A 19658-nucleotide genomic window follows, 5' to 3' on the forward strand; every position below is an offset into this window, starting at 1 on the left:
CAACAAAAAGGCGTAGGTTGACGACGTCAACAGGCGCCGATTAGATTTCATGTTGGCATTAGAAAATTTCGGCGATAGAGCGATAACTGGCGTTTCGTTGCCACCAATCTTTTCCTTCTCAAGATTTTTTGAGACTTTGTTTGAGAGAGTATAGACTGTATTCAGAATAGCGATATCTATTCGCGAATAATGAACCTTATATCGAAATATTCTATATTTGGGACTTTCACCATGAAAGCCTTTTTCTGCGCCATTATTTTGGCGAGCTGCCTGATAACGGGCATTACGCTCATTTCAATCTGGAACGAAACCGTCGATCCGTCAATTTCGGATTCACAGGGTTCAGGCCAATTGTCCGGTCTCGCCTGACGGTTTCCCAACACCAGAGAAGTCCCATTGAGGAGGTGAAAAGCGGGACAACGAAAGCGATAGAAATAACGAAAACATAGAAAGGGAGATAGATTATGAAATTATTTGCAGCATCCTTATTCTTGGTTCTTGGAGCCATGGCGATTGCCCCTCCTGCTCAGGCAGGGGGCACAAATGACATGGATAGTTTTTGGGCCATCCAGCGCGGCTATGGCTACGACAAGGCCCAACAGCCGAGCGCACCGGGCGCCATTCCCATGGGAGACCATAATGGCTGGACTGCCAATCCCCAGCAGGCCGCCCCCGCGGTGACGGGATCAGTCCCGATCACAAGCGTCCATCGCCGGACGACGCATACCCTGACGGGTCACGCGATAGGGCGCCGGGTCGCGAGACCAAGAGTGCCAGCCCAATAAAGATCAGAAGGCAGGACCAAACCGAGCCGTCGGCAGTTGCATCAGCCCCCTATGAACACTGAATATGCGCAATGATGCGAGTGCCACCCTTCCCGAAATCGTGGAGGATTGGAGTGGCGGTCTCTGACCGCCATTCCTGGAACCGAGCGTCTTGCGGGAAAGATAAGACTAAGGCTCCGCATCCCGCGACAGGCCACGCTGTCAGGCACTCTCGCCACCCCGTGGTCCCCAGAAAATCACCCAGGTTTCAAAGTCTTCGCTGAAAGTCTCGAATCGATGCTCGAGGCCCGCTTCCACGAAGATCAGATCGCCTCGGCCGAAGGTGCGTACCTCCCCCGCCTTCGAGAAATTGCCGGTGCCGGCGATGACGATGTAGAGTTCGTCCTGGGCATGCGGCTGCTGCAGGTCGCTGCCGACGGGCTTGTAAAGTTCCACGGTCATGGTGCCATGCGCCATGCCGGTGAAGAAGGGATTGCCGTCCTTGCCGAGATGGTCGCGGAAGAAGGAAAGGGGTTTCAGCCAGTCCCGGGAACTGTCCGCCATGACTCACTCGGCCGCCTCGTTCTGAGCGAGATTGTCGAGGCTCTGGATGATCAGATTGGCGAGCGCATCGGTAAGCGAAGTCTGCTCGCGCCAGTTGCGCAGCAATCCGATCTTGCAGGAGGGCAGCGGCGGGAAACCATCGCTCGGCCCAAGCACACGCATGCCCGGCCTCAGCGCGCTCTCCGGCAGCACGGAAACGGCAAGGCCGGCCAACACCATGGCGCCCACCGCCGTCGAATTCCAGCTTGAATAGAGTACCCGGTACTGGCGGTTGAGGCCTTCCAGCTTCTCCTGCGCGGCCTGACGCCAGCAGCAACTGGCCCGTCCGAGCGCCATCGGCAGCGGCGTCTCGTTATGGACCTGGTGGCGGCTGGAGGTGACCCATAACAGGCGCTCATGCCTGACGAACTCCGCCGGGCCCTTGTGCTCGACATGGGTGATGATGGCCAGATCCAGCTCATTGGCCTGGATGCGCTCCACCAGCATGGTGGTTGGCTCGCACACGATCGTCACTTCGACCCGTGGATTGGCTTGGCTGAAGCCCGCCATGATATCCGGCAGATAGCGGTCGGCGTAATCATCCGGCACGCCGAGGCGGACGCGGCCGGTGAGCTCGGTCTCGGTAAAGGCACCGACGGCATCCATGTTGAGCTTGACGATGCGCCTGGCGTAGTCGAGCAGCTTCTCGCCATCCTCCGTGAGCTTCGAGGAACGCCCGTCGCGCTCGAAGATTGGCTTGCCGATACGCTCCTCCAGCCGCTTCATCTGCATGGATACGGCGGATTGGGTCTTGAACACGATCTCGGCGGCACGGGTGAAGCTGCCGGTTTCGGCAATGGCGATGAAGGTCCGGAGCTGATCGATATCCAGCAGCACAGCCATGTGGACCCCTCCCTTTCAGCCCGAGGAGCGCACCGCAAAGGTTGTCTCGGGCTTCGATAACAATCGCTTATGCTGAACATTAGAAACATTCGTTGGATTGATCAATGACAATGTTTCATAGTGCAACTGTTCAGTTTTGGTGATGATTGGAACGACCCACCGGGGTCGTTACATCACCGGCCGCCGATGGAGAGTCCGATGAATAGCGTTACCGTCAACAGCAAGTCCCCTTCGCACGTGTCGATCTTCCGCGCGGCGCTGCAGGCTGTCGTCACCAAGGTCGCGGCCATCTCCATGGCAATCAAAAATCGCCGAGAAATCAATCAGCTGGCGAATTTCGATGCTGCGATGCTGCGCGATCTCGGCATCACGCCGACGGACCTCGACGGCGCTCTCGCCCAGCCCTTCTGGCATGATCCGTCGGCTCACCTCGTCGAGGCGCAGATGGATTGGCGCCGCGCCAACAAGGCCGCCAAGCACGACAATTTCGTCGGCCTTCCCCGCTGACACGAATTCTTGCCGCTACCCCTGCGGCGGAACGCCCCGGAAGCGTGACTTCCGCACCTCAGCCCGCTTCGACCGAAGCGGGCTTTTTCGTTGCTGGGAGTGCGCCTATCACTTCCCCCACCAGGCCTCGAACAGTGATTGCATGGCCTCGGCCTGCGCCTTCTGCATCTTGCTGCCGGCCTCCAGCATCTGGCTGAACATATCCTGAGGTTCCGGCCTCTTCGGGGCCTGATAAGGCGCAAGGAACGGCGCCCACAGCGCCGCGATGTCCAGGGCGGGTTTGGGCGCCTGCGGCTGGAAGGCCTGCATCATCGACGTGACCATATCGGCCATCGGGTTGCCGGACGACCTTGGGGTAGCCGCATGAGCAAGGCCGCCCACCAGGATCGAGGCCATGGCGGGCATCATCGCCGCGATCACCGGCGGCGCCACGCCGCTCTGGGCCGCAGCAAGCTGGGAGAGCGCCCGGGTCATGTCCGGCGAGCCGAACAAGGCGGCCATGATCTGCTGGCCCTGTTGGATCGCCTGCTGCGTGAAGGCCTGGGCCGCGTTCTGGAAGGCGTCCACTTCGGGCATGCCGGCAAGGCCGAAGAAATTGGGCAGCGTGGGCGCCACCCTGGCGTTTTCCACCTGCCGCTTCAGGCCAAGGGAGAAGGCCGGCAGCAGCGCCTGCGTCGCCGCCATGGCCTGCTGGTGGCTGAGCTCGAACTGGCGCGCCATATTGTCGATCGCCTTGCCGTTCTGGGCACTGCTGAAAAGATCGAAGAGAGTATTCATGCTTGTTCCCGCCCCGTCTAATCAGGTAGCCCTGCTGGTGCCGGGCAGCTTCAACTGCCCGATCGACCGATAGGCCCACCATACACCAATCACGCCGAACAGCACCGCGCCGAGCCCCTGCCCGGCCAATGCCCCCTCCGCCCCCCATAGCTTCGCGCCCAGCATGGCGAAAGGAATCGTGCCGAGCGTGGCCTTGCCCCAGTTGAACACCGTCGAGGCAAAAGGAAAACCGAGATTGTTGAAGGAAGCGTTCGCGACGAAGAGCAGGCCGTGAAAGGCCCAGGATCCCGCCACGAACAGGCAGAAGAACTCGATCAGGCGGGCCGCCTGTGGATCCGTGATATTGAAGGCGCGGATGACGAGGTGGTGGCAGAGCGCAAGGGCAGCCCACACAACAACGGCATAGAGCGTGGTGAACAAGAAGGCGTCCGAGAGCGTGCGGTGCACGCGGTCGAGCCGGCCCGCACCGTAATTCTGGCCGAAGATCGGGCCGACCACGCCGGAGAGCGAGAAGATGCCACCGAAGCAGAAGGCGATCAGCCGGCCCATGACGGCATTGCCCGCCACCGCCCCATCCCCGAAGGGAGCAAGTATCGCCGTCATGTAGCCATTGGCGACGGGCGTGGCCAGGTTGGCGAGCACGGCCGGTCCGGCGATGGCTGCGATCGGCTCGGCATCCTCCAGCGCGCGCTTCAGGGAAAGGCGGCCGACGAGGTCATGCACGCGCACGGCGCCGTACCAGCCCACAAGCGCAAGCGCCAGACGGGAGAACACGATCACGATCGCAGCCCCCTCTACCCCGAAACCCAGCCAGAGGATGAAGATCGGATCGAGGATGGCCGCGACCATGGCGCCCGAGAGCGTGACATACATGGCCCGCTTGGCGTCACCCACCGCGCGCAGCACGCCCGAAAGGCCGATGCCGACCCCCATCGGCACCACCGTCGGCATGGTGATCTGGAGATAAAGGGTCGACAGGCCAAGCGTGCGGCCTTGCGCGCCCAGGAGGCGCAGCATCGAGCCGATGAACGGGAAAGTCAGGACCGCCACTGCGCCGGTGACGAGCAGCATCCAGACCAGGATCGAAGCGCCATAGCGGCGGGCAAGCGGCCGGTTGCGCGCGCCGAGGGCCCGCGAGCACAAAGCGCCGGCGGAGATCATGATGCCGATGCAGATAGAGGTGGTGACGAACAGGATGGTCGAGCCATAGCCGACCGCCGCGGTGGCGACGGTGTCGCCCAGATGCGAGATGTACCACAGATTGATGAGATCGACGGCGAACACCGCCGTGAGCCCGATCGAGCCGGTGGAAGTCATCACGATCACATGGCGCATGATCGAGCCGGTGACGAATTTGGCTGGCGGAGACATCCCCGCCGGCTGGACCACCGCCTCGGACGGCAGTGCGGCATCGTCGGCCTGGGGATGATCCATCGTCTTTCCAGTCTCGTAAGCCCTTTGCCCGAAGGCGGGGGACGCGCAGCGCGCATATAGGCCGTTCCGAGGCTGCGGGAAACAAATATCACCATCATCCCCTCGCCACGATGCTGCCCCCACGATAGTTTGAGCTCGGAAAGCGGGAGGCCTGATATGATTGCGCGGGATCCGATCAGCGATTTGCCGACCCATCAGGTTACCAATCAAGTCCCGCCGCTGATCGACTACAACCTGTTCGCCAGCGATCCCGGCCTGCAGGAGGCTCTGCGGCGCGAGGGGGCCGGCTGGGCGGAGGAGACCGTCCACGCCTTCGGGGCCGCCATCGGTACGGCCGATAGTATCGCTCGAGGCGAAGCCGCCAATCGCCATCCACCGCAACTCCACAGCTTCGACCGCTTCGGCCAGCGCATCGATTTCGTGGAATACCACCCGGCCTACCATGCCTTGATGGCGCAAGGGCTGGAAGCCGGCATCCATTCCCTGCCGGCCTCGGGCCGTCCGGGCGCCTTCGTCGCCCACGCCGCCCTGGAATACATGCTCACGCAGGTCGAGCCCGGCGTGTGCTGCCCGATCACCATGACCGGCGCGAGCTTGGCGGTGCTCCTGCAGAACGAGGGTCTCCATGCCGAATGGGCTCCGCTCATCATTGCCAATGCCTATGATCCCGCCGCCGGGCCCGCCACGGCCAAGCGTGGCGCCACCATCGGCATGGCAATGACCGAGAAGCAGGGCGGCTCCGACGTGCGCACCAATACGACGCTGGCCCGCCCGCTCGGTGGCGATCACTACGAACTCACCGGGCATAAATGGTTCTGCTCGGCGCCGATGTCCGACGGCTTCCTCACGCTCGCCCAGGCGCCCGGCGGGCTCACTTGCTTCTTCACCCCGCGCTGGCGGCCGGACGGAAAGCGCAATCCGATATTCATACAGCGGCTGAAGGACAAGCTCGGCAACCGCTCCAACGCCTCGGCCGAGATCGAGTATGCGGGTGCGCTCGCCTGGCGCATCGGCGAGGAAGGGCGCGGCGTCGCGACCATCATGGCCATGGTCAACCAGACGCGGCTCGACGCCGCCCTTGTCTGTGCAGGCATGATGCGCCACTGCGCCGTCGAGGCCGTGCACCACGCCGCCCACCGCAAGGCCTTCGGCATGCACCTGATCGACCAGCCGCTGATGCAGACGGTTCTCGCCGACCTCGTCATCGAGGCGGAGGCGGCGACCGCCCTCGTCATGCGGATCGCCCGAGCGTTTGACGGCGGCTCTCCGGAGGAGACGGCCTTCGCCCGCATCGGCGCGGCCATCGCCAAATTCTGGGTAACCAAGCGCCTGCCGAACCACAGCTATGAGGCGCTGGAGTGTCTCGGCGGCAACGGCTTTGTCGAGGAAGGCCCGCTCGCCCGCTTCTATCGGGAAGCACCGGTTAACGCGATCTGGGAGGGGTCCGGCAATGTCAACGCGCTCGACGTCTTGCGCGCACTCGCGCGCGAGCGCGCGAGCCTGGGTGCCTTGAGAATGGAGCTCGAGGCATCCAAGGGGCTCGACCGGGACTATGACCGGTTCCTGTCCGGCATCGAGGCTGGCTTGCAGGACCTCGCATCGGCGGAACCAACAGCCCGCCGGCTGGTCGAGGATCTGGCGCTCGGGCTGCAGGCCTCTCTCCTGCTGCGCCATGCGCCCGCTGATGTCGCCGAAACCTTTGTCGCCGGGCGGCTCAATGGCGGCATGCGGGGCTGTTACGGCGCCTTGCCGGCCGGGCTGAAGCTGGGACCGATCCTGGAGCGTGCTGTGGTTGGGAGCGCAAAGGTCCCTGCGACACTCAAGTGAGCGTCGGACGATCCGCTCTCGAACCGGAGACGCCGAAAGAAAAGGCGCGGCAGGGCAGGTCTCTCCCAGGTGCGCGGGCGTCCCGTCCGCATCTTGGAACCACCGCGTTTGTCGGAAAGGAGGAGGCGGACGGGACGTCCGCGCACCCGGGGAACTCACTTCAATTCATCAAACCCTTCGCCAAAGCCTTTCAGCGTCAGCGGAATTCCGATGCCGTCCTCCGGCGTCTGGAAGATGATGAAGGTTGCTTCCTTGCCGTTGCGCAGCATGCCGATCTGCGCGTCGTCGAGCACGATATCGGCAAGACAGCCCGTCGGCATGCAGCGCACGAAGCCGGCGCGGCCGACATCCTGGTTGTCGATCTTCAGGCCGAGACCGGCAGGCAGCAGCACTCCCAGCGGTGCGATCACGCGCAGGAGACGGCTCTTCTGGTCAGCCGTGCGCAGCACGAGGACGGAAAGCGCGATGTTCGGCCGGTCGGACGCGGTAACGGCCTGGACGAGAGCACACTGCTCGCGCTGGGCTCCGGGCGGCGTATCACAGCGGACCTGCCAATTGTCGTGCTTGGAGCGGAGCGTCCCATATTGCTCGGTATCGGTCTGGGCCTGGGCCTGGGCGTTTGCCGCCAAGCCACCGGCCAGAGCAAGGCTCAGGAGCGACAGGCAGGAAAGGCGCCGCAGCGGCGTCCACACGGCAATATTCAATATATGTGCCAGCAAGTTATATCCTCGCCGAATCAGGGCCCGCGGGCCCGTTTTGGATCTCTGCCGCGACGCGTACCAGACAGGCTTGGCCTGTCAAGGACGCCGCCATGACGATGCGGGAAGCAAGCTGAAGGCGGTCTGTGGCGCTTTCGCGCCCAATTGCCGCACAAACCCGTGACTCCCAGCCATTGCGATGCGCTGTGGATTATGGTTTTTGAGTGACCGTGTGCTTTACATGAGTTCCAATCCGTGAAATCTGCGCGCCAGATAAACTGCGATTGGCGCTCCAGGGTCGGCACCGTGCCAAGGTGACGTATCTCGGGCATCGGCAGCTGGCGGGAATTGGAGAGAAGGCGGATGGCTTTCCATCTTAAGAAGACTATGAGCGGGGTGGTGCTGACGTCCTTGCTGTTGGGCCTCACCATGGGCACGGCCTTCGCCCAGGAGACGGGTGGCCTCGGCGAGCCCCAGCCCTGGCAGATGGGCCTGCAGGAAGCAGCCACGCCGGTGATGGACTATATCCGCTGGTTCCACGGCTATGTGATGTGGTTCATCGTGCCCATCACCCTCTTCGTGATGGCGCTGCTGCTCTATGTGATCTTCCGCTTCAACAAGAAGGCCAATCCGGTGCCGTCCAAGGTGACGCACAACACGTTGATCGAAGTCATCTGGACAGTGGGCCCGATCCTCATCCTCGTGCTGATCGCCCTGCCCTCCTTCAAGCTCCTCTACTTCGAAGAAGTCATTCCGAAGGCTGACCTCACCATCAAGGCCACGGCCAGCCAGTGGAGCTGGGACTATGAATATCCCGACAATGGCGACTTCACCTTCACCTCCACCATGCGCCGCGACGAGGACAAGGTGAAGGCCGAGGGCAAGCCCTGGCTGCTCGCCGTCGACAACGAGATGGTGGTGCCGGTCAACAAGACCGTGGTCGTCCAGGTCACCGCGACCGACGTGATCCACGCCTTCTCGGTGAATTCCTTCGGCGTGAAGATCGACGCCATTCCCGGCCGCCTCAACGAAACCTGGTTCAAGGCCACCCGCGAAGGGTGGTATTATGGCCAGTGCTCGCAGCTATGCGGCCATGACCACGCTTTCATGCCCATCTCCGTGCATGTGGTCAGCCAGGAAGACTTCGACAAATGGGCTGCCAGCAAGAAGTCGGCCCTGAACGGCGACAGCCAGAACAAGGTCGCTTCGGCGGCCGCGATTGTACAGTAACGGCCTGACGGCTCGACTAGAGGATTGAATGATGGCCACTGCTCCCGATGCATCGGTGCATGACGACCATGCCCATGACGATCACGCGCATGATCATCCGACCGGTTGGCGCCGTTACGTCTACTCGACCAACCACAAGGACATCGGCACGCTCTACCTGATCTTCGCGCTCTGCGCGGGCATCATTGGCGGCTTCCTCTCTGTGATGATGCGCGCGGAACTGATGTTCCCGGGCATGCAGATCTTCACCAACCCCTACACCTTCAACGCCTTCGTGACGGCCCACGGCCTCATCATGATCTTCTTCATGGTGATGCCCGCGATGATCGGCGGTTTCGGCAACTGGTTCGTCCCGATCATGATCGGCGCGCCCGACATGGCCTTCCCGCGCATGAACAACATCTCGTTCTGGCTGCTGATCCCGGCGATCAGCCTCCTGATCATCTCGATGTTCGTTCCCGGCGGCCCCGGCCCGACCGACTACGGCGTCGGTACCGGCTGGACGGCCTATCCGCCGATGTCCTCGCTCGCTGGCACGCCCGGCCCGGCCATGGACTTCGCCATCCTGGCGCTGCATCTGGCCGGCGCTTCCTCGATCCTTGGCGCCATCAACTTCATCACCACGATCTTCAACATGCGCGCACCCGGCATGACGCTGCACAAGATGCCGCTGTTCGCCTGGGGCGTGCTGGTCACCGCCTTCCTGCTGCTGCTGTCGCTGCCCGTCCTGGCCGGCGCCATCACCATGCTGCTGACGGACCGCAACTTCGGCACCGCCTTCTTCGACGCCGCCCATGGCGGTGACCCGATCCTGTGGATGCACCTGTTCTGGTTCTTTGGCCATCCGGAAGTCTACATCCTGATCCTGCCCGGCTTCGGCATCATCAGCCACATCGTCTCGACCTTCTCGCGCAAGCCGATCTTCGGCTATCTCGGCATGGCCTACGCCATGGTCGCCATCGGTGTCGTCGGCTTCGTCGTGTGGGCCCACCACATGTACACCGTCGGCCTCGACGTCGACACGCAGGCCTACTTCGTGTTCGCCACCATGGTCATCGCAGTACCGACCGGCGTGAAGATCTTCTCCTGGATCGCCACGATGTGGGGCGGCTCGATCGACTTCAAGGCGCCGATGGTCTGGGCGACGGGCTTCATCTTCCTGTTCACCATCGGCGGCGTGACGGGCGTGATGCTCGCCAATGCCGGCGTCGACCGCTCGCTGCACAACACCTATTACGTGGTGGCCCACTTCCACTACGTGCTGTCGCTTGGCGCTGTGTTCTCGATCTTCGCTGGCTGGTACTACTGGTTCCCGAAAATGTTCGGCTACATCATCCCCGACTGGATCGGCCAGTGGCATTTCTGGATCGCCTTTATCGGCGCCAACCTGCTCTTCATGCCGCAGCACTTCCTGGGGCTGGCCGGCATGCCCCGCCATGTCGTCGACTACAACCCGGCCTTCGCCGGCTGGAACTTCATCTCCTCGATGGGTGCCTTCATCTTCGCCGGCGGCGTGATCTTCTTCCTGTGGGGGAATTGGTACGCGCTGTTCAAGCACAAGGAACGGGCTGCGGCCAATCCCTGGGGCGAAGGTGCCACCACGCTGGAATGGACTCTGCCCTCGCCGCCGCCCTTCCACCAGTTCGAGACCCTGCCGCGCATCCGCTAAGCGCCGCGAACCAAGAGCATTCGAGGGCGGCCGCACCAACGGCCGCCCTTACGCCTCCGAGCGGAGGTCCCGGTTTCTTCCTCGAGCCTTCGAAAGACGAAGGTTCAAGCAAGAAACTTCAAGCACCAACAGGCGGCCTTGTGGCCTGCCACCAAGGAAACTGCATTGAGCGATATCGGCATGCCCATGAACGGCCAGGTGGACGAGGCTGATCCCGCGATCAGCATCGCCTCGGCGGGCGACTTCGTGGCCCTGCTCAAGCCGCGCGTGATGTCGCTCGTGGTCTTCACCGCCCTCACCGGCATGGTGATGGCGCCGGTTCACATCCACCCGGTCGTCGGCCTGGCCGCCCTGATCGCCATCGCGGTCGGCGCCGGGGCATCGGGCGCCCTCAACATGTGGTACGACGCCGATATCGACGCCGTGATGAGCCGCACCCGCAAGCGCCCGATCCCGGCCGGGCTCATCCATCCCAACGAGGCGCTCACCTTCGGCATCATCCTGTCCTGCGCCTCGGTGCTGGTGCTCGGCGTGTTCACCAATACCCTTGCCGCAGGCCTGCTCGCCTTCACCATCTTCTTCTATGTCGTCGTCTACACGATGTGGCTGAAGCGCTGGACAGCGCAGAACATCGTCATCGGAGGCGCTGCTGGCGCCCTACCCCCGGTTGTCGCCTATGCTGCCGCCACCGGCACGGTATCGCTGGAAAGCCTCGTGCTGTTCGCCCTGATCTTCGTGTGGACGCCGCCGCATTTCTGGGCGCTCGCCCTTTTCAAGTCGGGCGACTACGAGAAAGCCGGCGTGCCCATGCTGCCCGTGGTCTCCGGCGCGCGCGAAACCCGCAAGCAGATCCTGATCTACACCGTGCTGCTGGCGCCGATCGGCATGCTGCCCTGGTTCCTGGGCTTCGCACACTGGACCTATGGCATCGTTTCCGGCCTTGGCGGCCTCGGCATGCTCTGGCTGGCCATCGAGATCTGGCGCAAGCCCGACGACATGGGGCCGGCCAAGCGCATGTTCGGCTATTCCATCCTCTATCTTTTCGTCCTCTTCGCCTGCCTCCTCGGCGAGGCCCTGGTCATGAGGATGATGGCATGATGAGCAACCATCTGTGGTTCGTCGGCCCGGCGCTGATCGTCCTTCTCCTGATCATCCTGTTCCGCCCGCTCGCCTATCAGCGCCCGCCCCGGGACAGCTGGATGGCCAAGCTTCCGCCGGACCAGGCCCGCAAGCTGCACTGGCGCAGCATCGCGCTTGCAGCGGCGCTCATCGCCTTCGTGCTGCTGGTTTACGCCGTGAGCTTCGTCAAGGGCCCCGGCATCGGCGACCAGGGATTCTGACGATGAGCACCCCCGATCGCGCCAAGACCCCTCAAGCTGAGACACCGCAAGCTGGGACACCAAAGCCCAAGGCCAGCAACGGCCTGATCGCGATCTGCTGCCTCGCCTTCGTGGCCTCGATGGTGGGTGCGGCCTACGCGTCGGTGCCGCTCTACACCCTGTTCTGCAAGGTCACCGGCTTCGGCGGCACGACGAGGGTCGCGGAAGCGGCGCCGGCCCAGACCATCGACCGCAGTTTCGAGGTGCGCTTCGATTCCAACATCAATCCGGCCCTGCCCTGGAAGTTCGAGCCCGAGCAGCGCTCCGTCACCGTCAAGGCCGGCGAGGTCAGGACGATCTATTACAGGATCACCAACCTCTCCAACCAAACCACCTGGGCCTCGGCTGCCTATAACGTGACGCCGCAGGAGACGGGCGCTTATTTCTCGAAGATCCAGTGCTTCTGCTTCACCAGCCAGAGCCTGGCGCCGGGCGAGAGCCGTGAATTGCCTGTGGTCTTCTTTGTCGATCCCGCCATCGACAAGGTGGATTACCTCAGGGGCGTGAAGACAATCACGCTGTCCTACACCTATTATCCGGCCAAGCAGCCAGTGACTCCCGTCGCGGCCGCCGAACCGGCCACGACGAAACCGCAGTTGTAAATCCGGGCGACCGGCATCTGGAGAAGACCATGGCTCACGCCAAGAACCATGATTACCACCTCGTAAATCCGAGCCCGTGGCCGTTCGTCGGCGCGATGTCGGCTTTCGTCCTGGCGATCGGCCTGATCACCTGGATGCATGGCGCTTCAGTCGGCCCGTTCGTGTTCGGAGCCGGACTGATCGGCGTGCTCTACACCATGATGATGTGGTGGCTTGACGTCATCAAGGAAGCTGCCGGGGGAGACCATACCCCTGTCGTGCAGCTGCATCACCGCTACGGCATGATGCTGTTCATCGCCTCCGAGGTGATGTTCTTCGTGGCCTGGTTCTGGGCCTATTTCGCCGTCGCCCTCTTCCCGGGCCAGGCCAATGAAGTTGCCCGTACGGCCCTGACCGGCGGCGTCTGGCCGCCCAAGGGCATCGAGACGCTCGATCCCTGGCACCTGCCGCTGCTCAACACGCTGATCCTATTGACCTCCGGCACCACGGTGACCTGGGCTCACCACGCTTTGCTGGAAGGCGACAAGAAGGGCCTGCGCAACGGCCTTCTCCTCACCGTCATCCTCGGCCTGTTCTTTACCGCCTGCCAGGCCTATGAGTATGCCCACGCGCCGTTCGGCTTCTCCGGCCACATCTATGGCTCGACCTTCTTCATGGCGACCGGCTTCCACGGCTTCCATGTGATCATCGGCACCATCTTCCTGGCCGTCTGCCTGTGGCGCGCCAGTTACGACCAGTTCACATTGCGCCACCACCTCGGCTTCGAATTTGCCGCCTGGTACTGGCATTTCGTCGACGTGGTCTGGCTGTTCCTGTTCGCCTGCATCTACGTCTGGGGTCACGGTCCCGGCGGCGTGCACGGCTGAACCCTGGCACAGAAATTGTTCGAGGCGGCCGGGATCACCCGGCCGTTTCCTTTTGGAGACCGCCATGTCCCAGGATCATCGTCACTACCCGTCGATTTCGCCGTTCCAGACCGGTCCCCGGGGGCTGTGTCCTCGCTGCGGGCAGGGCAAGCTGTTCGCCGGTTTCATCAGCCTCAAGCCCAAATGCAGCGCCTGCGGCCTCGACTACAGCTTTGCCGATTCGGGTGATGGGCCCGCAGTGCTGGTGATCCTGGTAGCAGGCTTCATCATCCTGGGAGGGGCACTCTATGTGGAATTCACCTTCTCCCCGCCTGTATGGGTGCATGTCGTGCTCTGGCTGCCGCTCTCGCTGATCGTCTGCCTCACGCTCCTTCGTGTCATGAAGGGCATTCTGGTCGCCCTGCAATACACCAAGCAGGCAGCCGAAGGCCGGCTCGAGCAGTGACCATGATCCCGCCTTCGTCTCAGCGGCGTTCGCTGCTGATTCTCACGCTTGGCATGCTGGGAATGTGCGCCTTCCTGATCGGCCTTGGGGTCTGGCAGCTTGAACGGCTGCAATGGAAGGAGGGCCTGATTCGCGAGGTCAGCGAGCGCACCACTGCTCCACCTGTTCCCCCTCCCCCCGAGGCGCAATGGCCCGCCCTAAAGCAGGACGATCTCGAATATCGGCACTGGCAGGTCAGCGGCACCTTCGACCATTCTAAGGAGGTCCGCGCTTTTACCAACCTGCCCGACGCCAAGGGGCCGGCGAAGGGCGTCGGCTATTGGGTGCTGACCCCTCTGATCCGCGATGACGGCTCCGCCATCCTCATCAACCGCGGTTTCGTGCCCGAAAGCGCCAAGGATCCGGCCACACGTCCTGCCGGGCAGATTACCGGTCCCGTCACCATCACCGGCCTTGCCCGTTGGACGGAGGATCGCAACATCTTCACGCCCGCCGACAATCCGGCCACAGGAGATTGGTTCACGCGCGACATCCAGGGCATCGCCAAGGCGGAGAAGCTGACGCGTGTCGCCCCCTTCTTCATCGACGCCGACCAGAGTACGCCCGGCGGCCTGCCGCAGGGCGGGGAGACGATTCTATCCTTTCCCAACAACCACCTGCAATATGCTCTGACCTGGTTCGGCCTCGCCATCGGCCTGGTGGGTGTCTACATCGCCTTCATGTTGCGTCAGCGCCGCAGCAAGAGCGCCTAGAGCACAGCCAAGGCTGGGTCGCTCTCATTCCATTTTCGGACGCGCCCTTGCGATTTTTGGTAATTCAGCCAGATCGCAAAGACGCTTAGGAGCAACGAGACGGCGATACGCGCCTTGCCCGCACGCCGCATGCGGATTACAGGATGAACCCTAGCTGTGTGGAACCGGATTTGCTGTCTCATTCCCCGTTCCCGGCACCGAAAAGGATAGACCCGTGCGTTATGTTTCCACCCGGGGCGAAGCACCCGTCCTCGGTTTTTGCGATGCTCTTCTCGCCGGCCTCGCCCGCGACGGCGGGCTCTATGTGCCACAGACTTGGCCGGTTCTCTCGCACGCCACCATCGCCTCTTTTGCCGGCAAGCCCTATTGGCAGGTAGCCGAATCGGTGATTGCCCCCTTCATCGGCGACGAGATCGAGCCTGGCGCACTGCGTCACATGCTGCAGGAAGCCTATGGCTGCTTCGACCACCCCGTCGTGGCCCCGCTGGTGCAGATAGGCGACAACCTCTTCGTCCAGGAGCTCTTCCACGGCCCGACGCTGGCCTTCAAGGACGTGGCGATGCAGCTCCTCGCCCGCTTGATGGACTACGCTCTCAAGGCCCGCAACAAGCGCGCCACCATCGTCGGCGCCACCTCCGGTGACACCGGCAGCGCCGCTATCGAGGCTTTCCGCGGCCTCGACCAGGTCGACATCGTCATCCTCTATCCGCACGGCCGGGTCTCGGACGTGCAGCGCCGGCAGATGACCACGGTGGCTGCGCCCAACGTCCACGCCGTAGCGCTGGAGGGCAATTTCGACGATTGCCAGGCGCAGCTGAAGGCAATGTTCAACCATCTCGACTTCCGTGACGAGATGGGCCTGTCAGGCGTCAATTCGATCAACTGGGCCCGCATCGTCGCGCAGATCGTCTATTATTTCACGGCCGCCGTAGCGCTGGGCGCCCCACACCGCCCGGTCTCCTTCTCGGTACCAACCGGCAATTTCGGCGACATCTTCGCCGGCTATGTCGCCAAGCGCATGGGCCTGCCGATCGAGCGGCTGCTGATCGCCACCAATGTCAATGACATCCTCGCCCGCACTGTCGCCACGGGCGTCTATGAGGCGCGCGGCGTGGTCGCCACCTCCTCGCCCTCGATGGATATCCAGGTCTCCTCCAATTTCGAGCGCCTGCTGTTCGATGCGCATCGGCGCGATCCGGCGCAGGTGCGACGCCTGATGGCGAACCTTGCGCAGTCAGGTGCCTTCGTGGTCGAGGGAGCCGCCTACGAGGCGATCGCCGACGAGTTCGACGCCGAACGCGCCGACGAGGCCGAGATCGCCAAGGCGATCAACCTTACCTGGCGTTTCTCCGGCTACCTGCTCGATCCACATACCGCGGTTGGCGTGGTCGCCGCCTGGAAGTCGGAACCCGACCGCAGCGTGCCGATGGTGGTGCTCGGCACCGCCCATCCAGCCAAGTTCCCAGCGGCGGTGAAAGCGGCCTGCGGCATCGAGCCCAAGCTGCCGGATTTCCTCGCCGACCTGCATGAACGCCCGGAACGCTTCACCGTGCTGCCGAACGACCAGGGCGCCATCGAAGCTTTCGTGCGCCAGCACTCCCGCGCCGCCCAGGGCGAAGCGGCATGAGCGTCAAGGTTACCACGTTGCCATCGGGCCTGATCGTCGTCACCGACGCCATGGCCCATCTCGAAACCGCCTCGCTCGGTGTCTTTGCAGGCGCGGGTGCCCGCTCGGAGGGCGAGAAGGAGCATGGCCTCGCCCATCTCCTCGAGCACATGGCCTTCAAGGGCACGAAGAGCCGTGACGCCAAGCGCATCGCCGAGGAGATCGAGAGTGCCGGCGGCGAACTCAACGCCGCCACCTCCGGCGAGCAGACCGCCTATTACGCCCGCGTGCTGAAGGAAGACGTCGGACTCGGCTTTGACATCCTTGCCGATATCCTCACCCAGTCTGTATTCGACAAGGATGAACTGGCGCGCGAGAAGAACGTCATCCTGCAAGAGATCAGTGCGGCCGAGGACACCCCCGACGACCTCGTCTTCGACATGTTCAATCAGGCCGCCTTCCCCGGCCAGGCGATCGGCCGCCCCATTCTCGGCACCCCGGAGACGGTGATGTCGTTCAACCGCGGCGCCATCCAGGACTACCTCGACACCCATTACCGTGCCGGGCGCATGGTGGTGGCCGCCGCCGGTGCCGTCGACCACGACCGTGTCGTCGAGGACGCTGCCCGTCTCTTCGTTGGCCTGCCCCAAGGCACTGGCCCGGCGCCGACGCCCGCCACCTATCGCGGCGGCGAGCATGTCGAGGAGACCGATCACGAACAGGCCAATGTGCTGATCGGCTTTGCTGGCCGCTCCTATCGCGACGAGCTCAGCCCGGCGCTGGGCGTGTTCACCAACATCCTTGGTGGGGGAATGTCCTCGCGCCTGTTCCAGGAAGTGCGCGAGAAGCGGGGCCTATGCTATTCGGTCTACGCGTTTCAATGGGGCTATTCGGACACAGGCGTGTTCGGCATTTCCGCTGGCGCCGGGCCTGACGAGTTGCCGGAGCTCGTTCCCGTGATCCTCGACACCGTCGCCGAGACGGCGCGGGCCCCCGGGGAAGCCGAGATCGCTCGTGCCAAGGCACAGATGAAGGCGGGCCTCCTGATGGCGCTCGAATCCTCGTCCATGCGGGCCGAGCAGATGGCGCGTCACATGCTGATCTGGGGCCGCCCGCTGCCACCGGCGGAACTCATTGCCAGGATCGAGGCCGTCACCGCGGATGATGTGCGCAAAGCGGGCGAGGCGTTATTGGCTTCGACGCCGACGCTCGCCGCGTTGGGGCCGGTGGCCAAACTCCCGCGCCTCGACAAGATCCGCACCCGATTGGCAGCGTGAGGGGCACGCCCTTGAGCAAAATGCTTTCAGGCAGAAGTGGCTCTCAAAAGTAACTCGTTGGTATTAAAAGTATTTTTCGATTCTTAACGATTCGATCTGAAGGTAAAGCGTTCTAAATGTCCTTCCTGCGGCCCTTTTCCTTCGCGGATGTGCTGCCTCCGCTTCAGGGCCGCAGCGTGGAGTTGCGTGCGCCCGAAATGCGCGATTTCGAGGCCTGGGCCGCCTTGCGCGCCGCCAGCCGCGAGTTTCTGCGCCCCTGGGAGCCGACCTGGCCGCCCAACGACCTCACCCGCATGGCTTTCCGCGCCCGCCTGAAGCGCTACAGCCAGGATGTGCGAGCCGATGCGGCCTATCCCTTCTTCATCTTCCGCCAGAGCGATGGCGCGCTGGTGGGCGGCCTCACCCTCGGCCAGATCCGCCGCGGCGTAGCGCAGACCGCTTCGCTCGGCTATTGGATGGGCCAGGCCCATGCCGGCCAGGGCTATATGAGCGACGCCGTGCGCACCATGCTGCCCTACGCCTTCAACGGCCTGCGCCTGCGCCGCGTCGAGGCCGCCTGCCTTCCGGAGAACGAACCCTCGATCCGGCTCCTGGAAAAGGTGGGCTTTATCCGCGAAGGCTATGCGCGCTCCTATCTGTGCATCGCCGGCTCCTGGCGCGATCACCTGCTCTACGCGATCCTGGCCGATGATCCTATAAGATGACGGGGTCTGAGAGTGTTAGGGTCGAAACTCATTCAAGCTATTGAAAGAATTTTTCCAATGTGATTCAAAGCTTTGAATGAAGCTTGGAGCTTGGATCATGGCGAATGAGTTCTGGTTCAGTGACGATCAATGGGCGAGGATTGAGCCACTCTTGCCGAAGCATCGATCCGGCGCGCATCGGGTCGATGATCGCCGGGTCATCAGCGGCATTGTCCACGTCCTCAAAAGTGGGTGCCGCTGGCAAGATTGCCCAGCTCGGTACGGTCCGGCGACCACCGTCTATAATCGCTTTCGACGTTGGACGATGCAGGGAATTTGGCGTCGCCTGTTCCTCGCCTTGATCGAGGTTACTCCTGGCGAGGCGCAGATGATCGACTCCACAACCGCCAAGGCCCATCGTTCCGCCGCTGGCGGAAAAGGGGGGACCAAATTCAAGCGATCGGGCGCTCACGCGCTGGCCGCACGACCAAAATCCATGCCGTTGTAGACGGTTGGGGACGACCAATAGCCTTCGAAGTGACCCCCGGCCAATTGGGCGATGTCAGAGTAGCCCTGCCTTTGCTCGCTTCTTTGCCGCCAGCCGCCTTGTGTGCGGCAGACACTGCCTATGACAGCGATGGCCTCCGCCAATTCTTGCTGGAGCGCGGAACTCGGCCGGTCATACCCAACAATCCAACCCGCAAGCGACCTCATCCCTTCTATCCACCCCTCTACAGAGAGAGAAATCTTATCGAACGTATGTTCTGCAGGCTCAAGGACTGGCGGCGCATCGCAACACGCTATGACAAACTCGCTATCGTCTTCGCTGCAGGCGTATACCTCGCTGCTGCCGTCACCTGGTGGCTCTGATTGAGTCTCGACCCTAGAGCAAAATGCGTTCAGGCAGGAGCGGACTACGAAATTAACTTATTGGTACCAAAAGCATTTTGCGATTCTTGGTGATTCGATCCGAAAGTGAAACGCTCTAGCCCCGTCTGTCGACGGCAGCAAGCCGGGATCGACGTGCAATAACTTGCTTCATAAGGGGCAAGAAGAAGGCCTTGCTGAAGCGACCGAGGACTGCGGTCGGTTTGAGGTAATAGGATCGACCGACCCGATCGCCGTTGAATTCCTCAAGAATGATCCACAAACGGATGTCGGTATTCAGGCCGGCGCGACGCTTCTCGGTTTCGGGAATCTCCGCTGCAAATTGTGACGTGGCGGGTTGTTTGCTCGTAATCGGAAACAGGAGCAGGAGGTCTATCCCATCCGGTTGGGGAATTCTCACACCGACAGCAACCGGACGGTCCTTCCGTCCCTCTATTTCTCCGCGCTCGGCCTCCCGGTGCCAGAGATATGGATACAGGATAACCGTCGCCGACTGAATATCATCGTAGCTCATGGCTCGTCGTGTTCATGCTCATAAGCTTCAATAGCGCTTTTGAACCCTTCGAATAACTCATCTGGCATGACATCGAGAGCACCAACAAAACGAGTTTGCGCGGCCGATGTCAGGCGCTGGTAATCTTCGACACTAAGCAACACCAGACGGGGCTTGTTGCGCTGCGTGATTGTAACGGGCATGCGCAGAGCATCTGCGATGATGTCACCCGATTTTCGAGACAAATCGCTCGTCGTATAGCTTTTCACAATGAAACCCTCCGACCAAAACATACAGCATATACAGCAATGCTGT

Annotated in this window: 21 protein-coding genes; 14 read left to right on the plus strand and 7 right to left on the minus strand. The window is 62.5% G+C overall.

Annotated elements, in window-relative coordinates:
• Window positions 1–986 precede the first annotated feature (986 nt).
• Both ACMDCR_RS23325 and ACMDCR_RS23330 read right to left on the minus strand, forming a co-directional pair.
• Window positions 987–1328, minus strand: coding sequence for a cupin domain-containing protein (locus tag ACMDCR_RS23325; protein ID WP_413988916.1), 342 nt, complete (start codon window positions 1326–1328; stop codon window positions 987–989).
• Between the two features lie 3 nt (window positions 1329–1331).
• The gene (locus ACMDCR_RS23330) at window positions 1332–2210 is read right to left on the minus strand and encodes a LysR substrate-binding domain-containing protein (protein ID WP_413988917.1); all 879 of its coding nucleotides are present in this window, start codon (window positions 2208–2210) and stop codon (window positions 1332–1334) included.
• 198 nt (window positions 2211–2408) lie between these two features.
• Here ACMDCR_RS23330 and ACMDCR_RS23335 point away from each other — a divergent pair, with 198 nt between their 5' ends.
• Window positions 2409–2717 carry a DUF1127 domain-containing protein gene (locus ACMDCR_RS23335; RefSeq protein ID WP_413988918.1) on the plus strand — a complete coding sequence of 103 codons (309 nt, stop codon included), beginning with the start codon at window positions 2409–2411 and terminating at the stop codon, window positions 2715–2717.
• Window positions 2718–2825: 108 nt separating this feature from the next.
• Here the strand turns inward: ACMDCR_RS23335 and ACMDCR_RS23340 are convergent, their stop codons facing one another.
• The gene (locus ACMDCR_RS23340; protein WP_413988919.1) at window positions 2826–3494 is read right to left on the minus strand and encodes a DUF937 domain-containing protein; all 669 of its coding nucleotides are present in this window, start codon (window positions 3492–3494) and stop codon (window positions 2826–2828) included.
• Between the two features lie 21 nt (window positions 3495–3515).
• On the minus strand, window positions 3516–4928 hold the full coding sequence (locus ACMDCR_RS23345; protein ID WP_413988920.1) for an MATE family efflux transporter: 1413 nt from the start codon (window positions 4926–4928) through the stop codon (window positions 3516–3518).
• 156 nt (window positions 4929–5084) lie between these two features.
• Between ACMDCR_RS23345 and ACMDCR_RS23350 the strand changes: the two genes are divergently transcribed.
• Window positions 5085–6755 carry an acyl-CoA dehydrogenase family protein gene (locus ACMDCR_RS23350; RefSeq protein ID WP_413988921.1) on the plus strand — a complete coding sequence of 557 codons (1671 nt, stop codon included), beginning with the start codon at window positions 5085–5087 and terminating at the stop codon, window positions 6753–6755.
• 155 nt (window positions 6756–6910) lie between these two features.
• Here the strand turns inward: ACMDCR_RS23350 and ACMDCR_RS23355 are convergent, their stop codons facing one another.
• Window positions 6911–7474 carry an invasion associated locus B family protein gene (locus tag ACMDCR_RS23355; protein ID WP_413988922.1) on the minus strand — a complete coding sequence of 188 codons (564 nt, stop codon included), beginning with the start codon at window positions 7472–7474 and terminating at the stop codon, window positions 6911–6913.
• Window positions 7475–7816: 342 nt separating this feature from the next.
• Here ACMDCR_RS23355 and coxB point away from each other — a divergent pair, with 342 nt between their 5' ends.
• The 12 genes from coxB to ACMDCR_RS23415 all read left to right on the plus strand — a co-directional run bounded on the left by coxB (window position 7817) and on the right by ACMDCR_RS23415 (window position 18832).
• Window positions 7817–8683, plus strand: coding sequence for a cytochrome c oxidase subunit II (gene coxB / locus ACMDCR_RS23360; RefSeq protein WP_413988923.1), 867 nt, complete (start codon window positions 7817–7819; stop codon window positions 8681–8683).
• Window positions 8684–8714: 31 nt separating this feature from the next.
• Window positions 8715–10352 carry a cytochrome c oxidase subunit I gene (gene ctaD, locus ACMDCR_RS23365; protein WP_413993698.1) on the plus strand — a complete coding sequence of 546 codons (1638 nt, stop codon included), beginning with the start codon at window positions 8715–8717 and terminating at the stop codon, window positions 10350–10352.
• Between the two features lie 180 nt (window positions 10353–10532).
• Complete coding sequence (locus ACMDCR_RS23370; protein ID WP_413993699.1) at window positions 10533–11450, plus strand: heme o synthase; 918 nt, start codon at window positions 10533–10535, stop codon at window positions 11448–11450.
• Window positions 11447–11692, plus strand: a complete 246-nt coding sequence (locus ACMDCR_RS23375; protein ID WP_413988924.1) for a hypothetical protein — start codon at window positions 11447–11449, stop codon at window positions 11690–11692. Before ACMDCR_RS23370 ends, ACMDCR_RS23375 begins: the two co-directional genes overlap by 4 nt.
• Window positions 11693–11694: 2 nt before the next feature.
• Window positions 11695–12333 (plus strand): cytochrome c oxidase assembly protein, encoded by a 639-nt coding sequence (locus ACMDCR_RS23380; protein ID WP_413988925.1) that lies wholly within the window; start codon window positions 11695–11697, stop codon window positions 12331–12333.
• A 29-nt stretch (window positions 12334–12362) separates the two neighbouring features.
• A complete protein-coding gene (locus ACMDCR_RS23385) occupies window positions 12363–13199 on the plus strand; it encodes a cytochrome c oxidase subunit 3 (protein WP_413988926.1) in 837 nt (278 codons plus the stop codon).
• Window positions 13200–13263: 64 nt separating this feature from the next.
• Window positions 13264–13644, plus strand: coding sequence for a DUF983 domain-containing protein (locus tag ACMDCR_RS23390; RefSeq protein WP_413988927.1), 381 nt, complete (start codon window positions 13264–13266; stop codon window positions 13642–13644).
• 2 nt (window positions 13645–13646) lie between these two features.
• Entirely contained in the window at window positions 13647–14396 is a 750-nt protein-coding gene (locus ACMDCR_RS23395) for an SURF1 family protein (RefSeq protein ID WP_413988928.1), read from the plus strand.
• A 214-nt stretch (window positions 14397–14610) separates the two neighbouring features.
• Window positions 14611–16023 carry a threonine synthase gene (thrC, locus tag ACMDCR_RS23400; protein ID WP_413988929.1) on the plus strand — a complete coding sequence of 471 codons (1413 nt, stop codon included), beginning with the start codon at window positions 14611–14613 and terminating at the stop codon, window positions 16021–16023.
• Entirely contained in the window at window positions 16020–17279 is a 1260-nt protein-coding gene (locus ACMDCR_RS23405; RefSeq protein ID WP_413988930.1) for a M16 family metallopeptidase, read from the plus strand. Before thrC ends, ACMDCR_RS23405 begins: the two co-directional genes overlap by 4 nt.
• 116 nt (window positions 17280–17395) lie before the next feature.
• A complete protein-coding gene (locus ACMDCR_RS23410) occupies window positions 17396–17983 on the plus strand; it encodes a GNAT family N-acetyltransferase (protein ID WP_413988931.1) in 588 nt (195 codons plus the stop codon).
• Between the two features lie 97 nt (window positions 17984–18080).
• Window positions 18081–18832, plus strand: a protein-coding gene (locus ACMDCR_RS23415; protein WP_413988602.1) for an IS5 family transposase whose coding sequence is annotated in 2 segments (ribosomal slippage) — window positions 18081–18414 and window positions 18414–18832 — 753 coding nt in all. Because the reading frame shifts where the segments join, the coding sequence is not laid out codon by codon here.
• A 115-nt stretch (window positions 18833–18947) separates the two neighbouring features.
• On the opposite strand, the gene ACMDCR_RS23420 is transcribed toward ACMDCR_RS23415, so the two are convergent.
• The gene (locus ACMDCR_RS23420; RefSeq protein ID WP_413988932.1) at window positions 18948–19364 is read right to left on the minus strand and encodes a hypothetical protein; all 417 of its coding nucleotides are present in this window, start codon (window positions 19362–19364) and stop codon (window positions 18948–18950) included.
• Window positions 19361–19612, minus strand: coding sequence for a type II toxin-antitoxin system Phd/YefM family antitoxin (locus ACMDCR_RS23425; RefSeq protein WP_413988933.1), 252 nt, complete (start codon window positions 19610–19612; stop codon window positions 19361–19363). Before ACMDCR_RS23425 ends, ACMDCR_RS23420 begins: the two co-directional genes overlap by 4 nt.
• Between the last annotated feature and the right edge of the window lie 46 nt (window positions 19613–19658).

This window comes from Labrys okinawensis, from assembly GCF_047345005.1.
GTDB lineage: Bacteria > Pseudomonadota > Alphaproteobacteria > Rhizobiales > Labraceae > Labrys > Labrys okinawensis.

Bases quoted from the DNA above. Each gene is read 5' to 3' on its own strand.
- ACMDCR_RS23405 (WP_413988930.1), top strand. From the start codon at position 16,020: ATGAGCGTCAAGGTTACCACGTTGCCATCGGGCCTGATCGTCGTCACC.
- ACMDCR_RS23350 (WP_413988921.1), top strand. From the start codon at position 5,085: ATGATTGCGCGGGATCCGATCAGCGATTTGCCGACCCATCAGGTTACC.
- ACMDCR_RS23380 (WP_413988925.1), top strand. From the start codon at position 11,695: ATGAGCACCCCCGATCGCGCCAAGACCCCTCAAGCTGAGACACCGCAA.
- ACMDCR_RS23340 (WP_413988919.1), bottom strand. From the start codon at position 3,494: ATGAATACTCTCTTCGATCTTTTCAGCAGTGCCCAGAACGGCAAGGCG.
- ctaD (WP_413993698.1), top strand. From the start codon at position 8,715: ATGGCCACTGCTCCCGATGCATCGGTGCATGACGACCATGCCCATGAC.
- ACMDCR_RS23370 (WP_413993699.1), top strand. From the start codon at position 10,533: ATGCCCATGAACGGCCAGGTGGACGAGGCTGATCCCGCGATCAGCATC.
- ACMDCR_RS23390 (WP_413988927.1), top strand. From the start codon at position 13,264: ATGTCCCAGGATCATCGTCACTACCCGTCGATTTCGCCGTTCCAGACC.
- ACMDCR_RS23395 (WP_413988928.1), top strand. From the start codon at position 13,647: ATGATCCCGCCTTCGTCTCAGCGGCGTTCGCTGCTGATTCTCACGCTT.
- ACMDCR_RS23375 (WP_413988924.1), top strand. From the start codon at position 11,447: ATGATGAGCAACCATCTGTGGTTCGTCGGCCCGGCGCTGATCGTCCTT.
- ACMDCR_RS23420 (WP_413988932.1), bottom strand. From the start codon at position 19,364: ATGAGCTACGATGATATTCAGTCGGCGACGGTTATCCTGTATCCATAT.
- ACMDCR_RS23385 (WP_413988926.1), top strand. From the start codon at position 12,363: ATGGCTCACGCCAAGAACCATGATTACCACCTCGTAAATCCGAGCCCG.
- ACMDCR_RS23410 (WP_413988931.1), top strand. From the start codon at position 17,396: ATGTCCTTCCTGCGGCCCTTTTCCTTCGCGGATGTGCTGCCTCCGCTT.
- ACMDCR_RS23330 (WP_413988917.1), bottom strand. From the start codon at position 2,210: ATGGCTGTGCTGCTGGATATCGATCAGCTCCGGACCTTCATCGCCATT.
- coxB (WP_413988923.1), top strand. From the start codon at position 7,817: ATGGCTTTCCATCTTAAGAAGACTATGAGCGGGGTGGTGCTGACGTCC.
- ACMDCR_RS23335 (WP_413988918.1), top strand. From the start codon at position 2,409: ATGAATAGCGTTACCGTCAACAGCAAGTCCCCTTCGCACGTGTCGATC.
- ACMDCR_RS23345 (WP_413988920.1), bottom strand. From the start codon at position 4,928: ATGGATCATCCCCAGGCCGACGATGCCGCACTGCCGTCCGAGGCGGTG.
- ACMDCR_RS23325 (WP_413988916.1), bottom strand. From the start codon at position 1,328: ATGGCGGACAGTTCCCGGGACTGGCTGAAACCCCTTTCCTTCTTCCGC.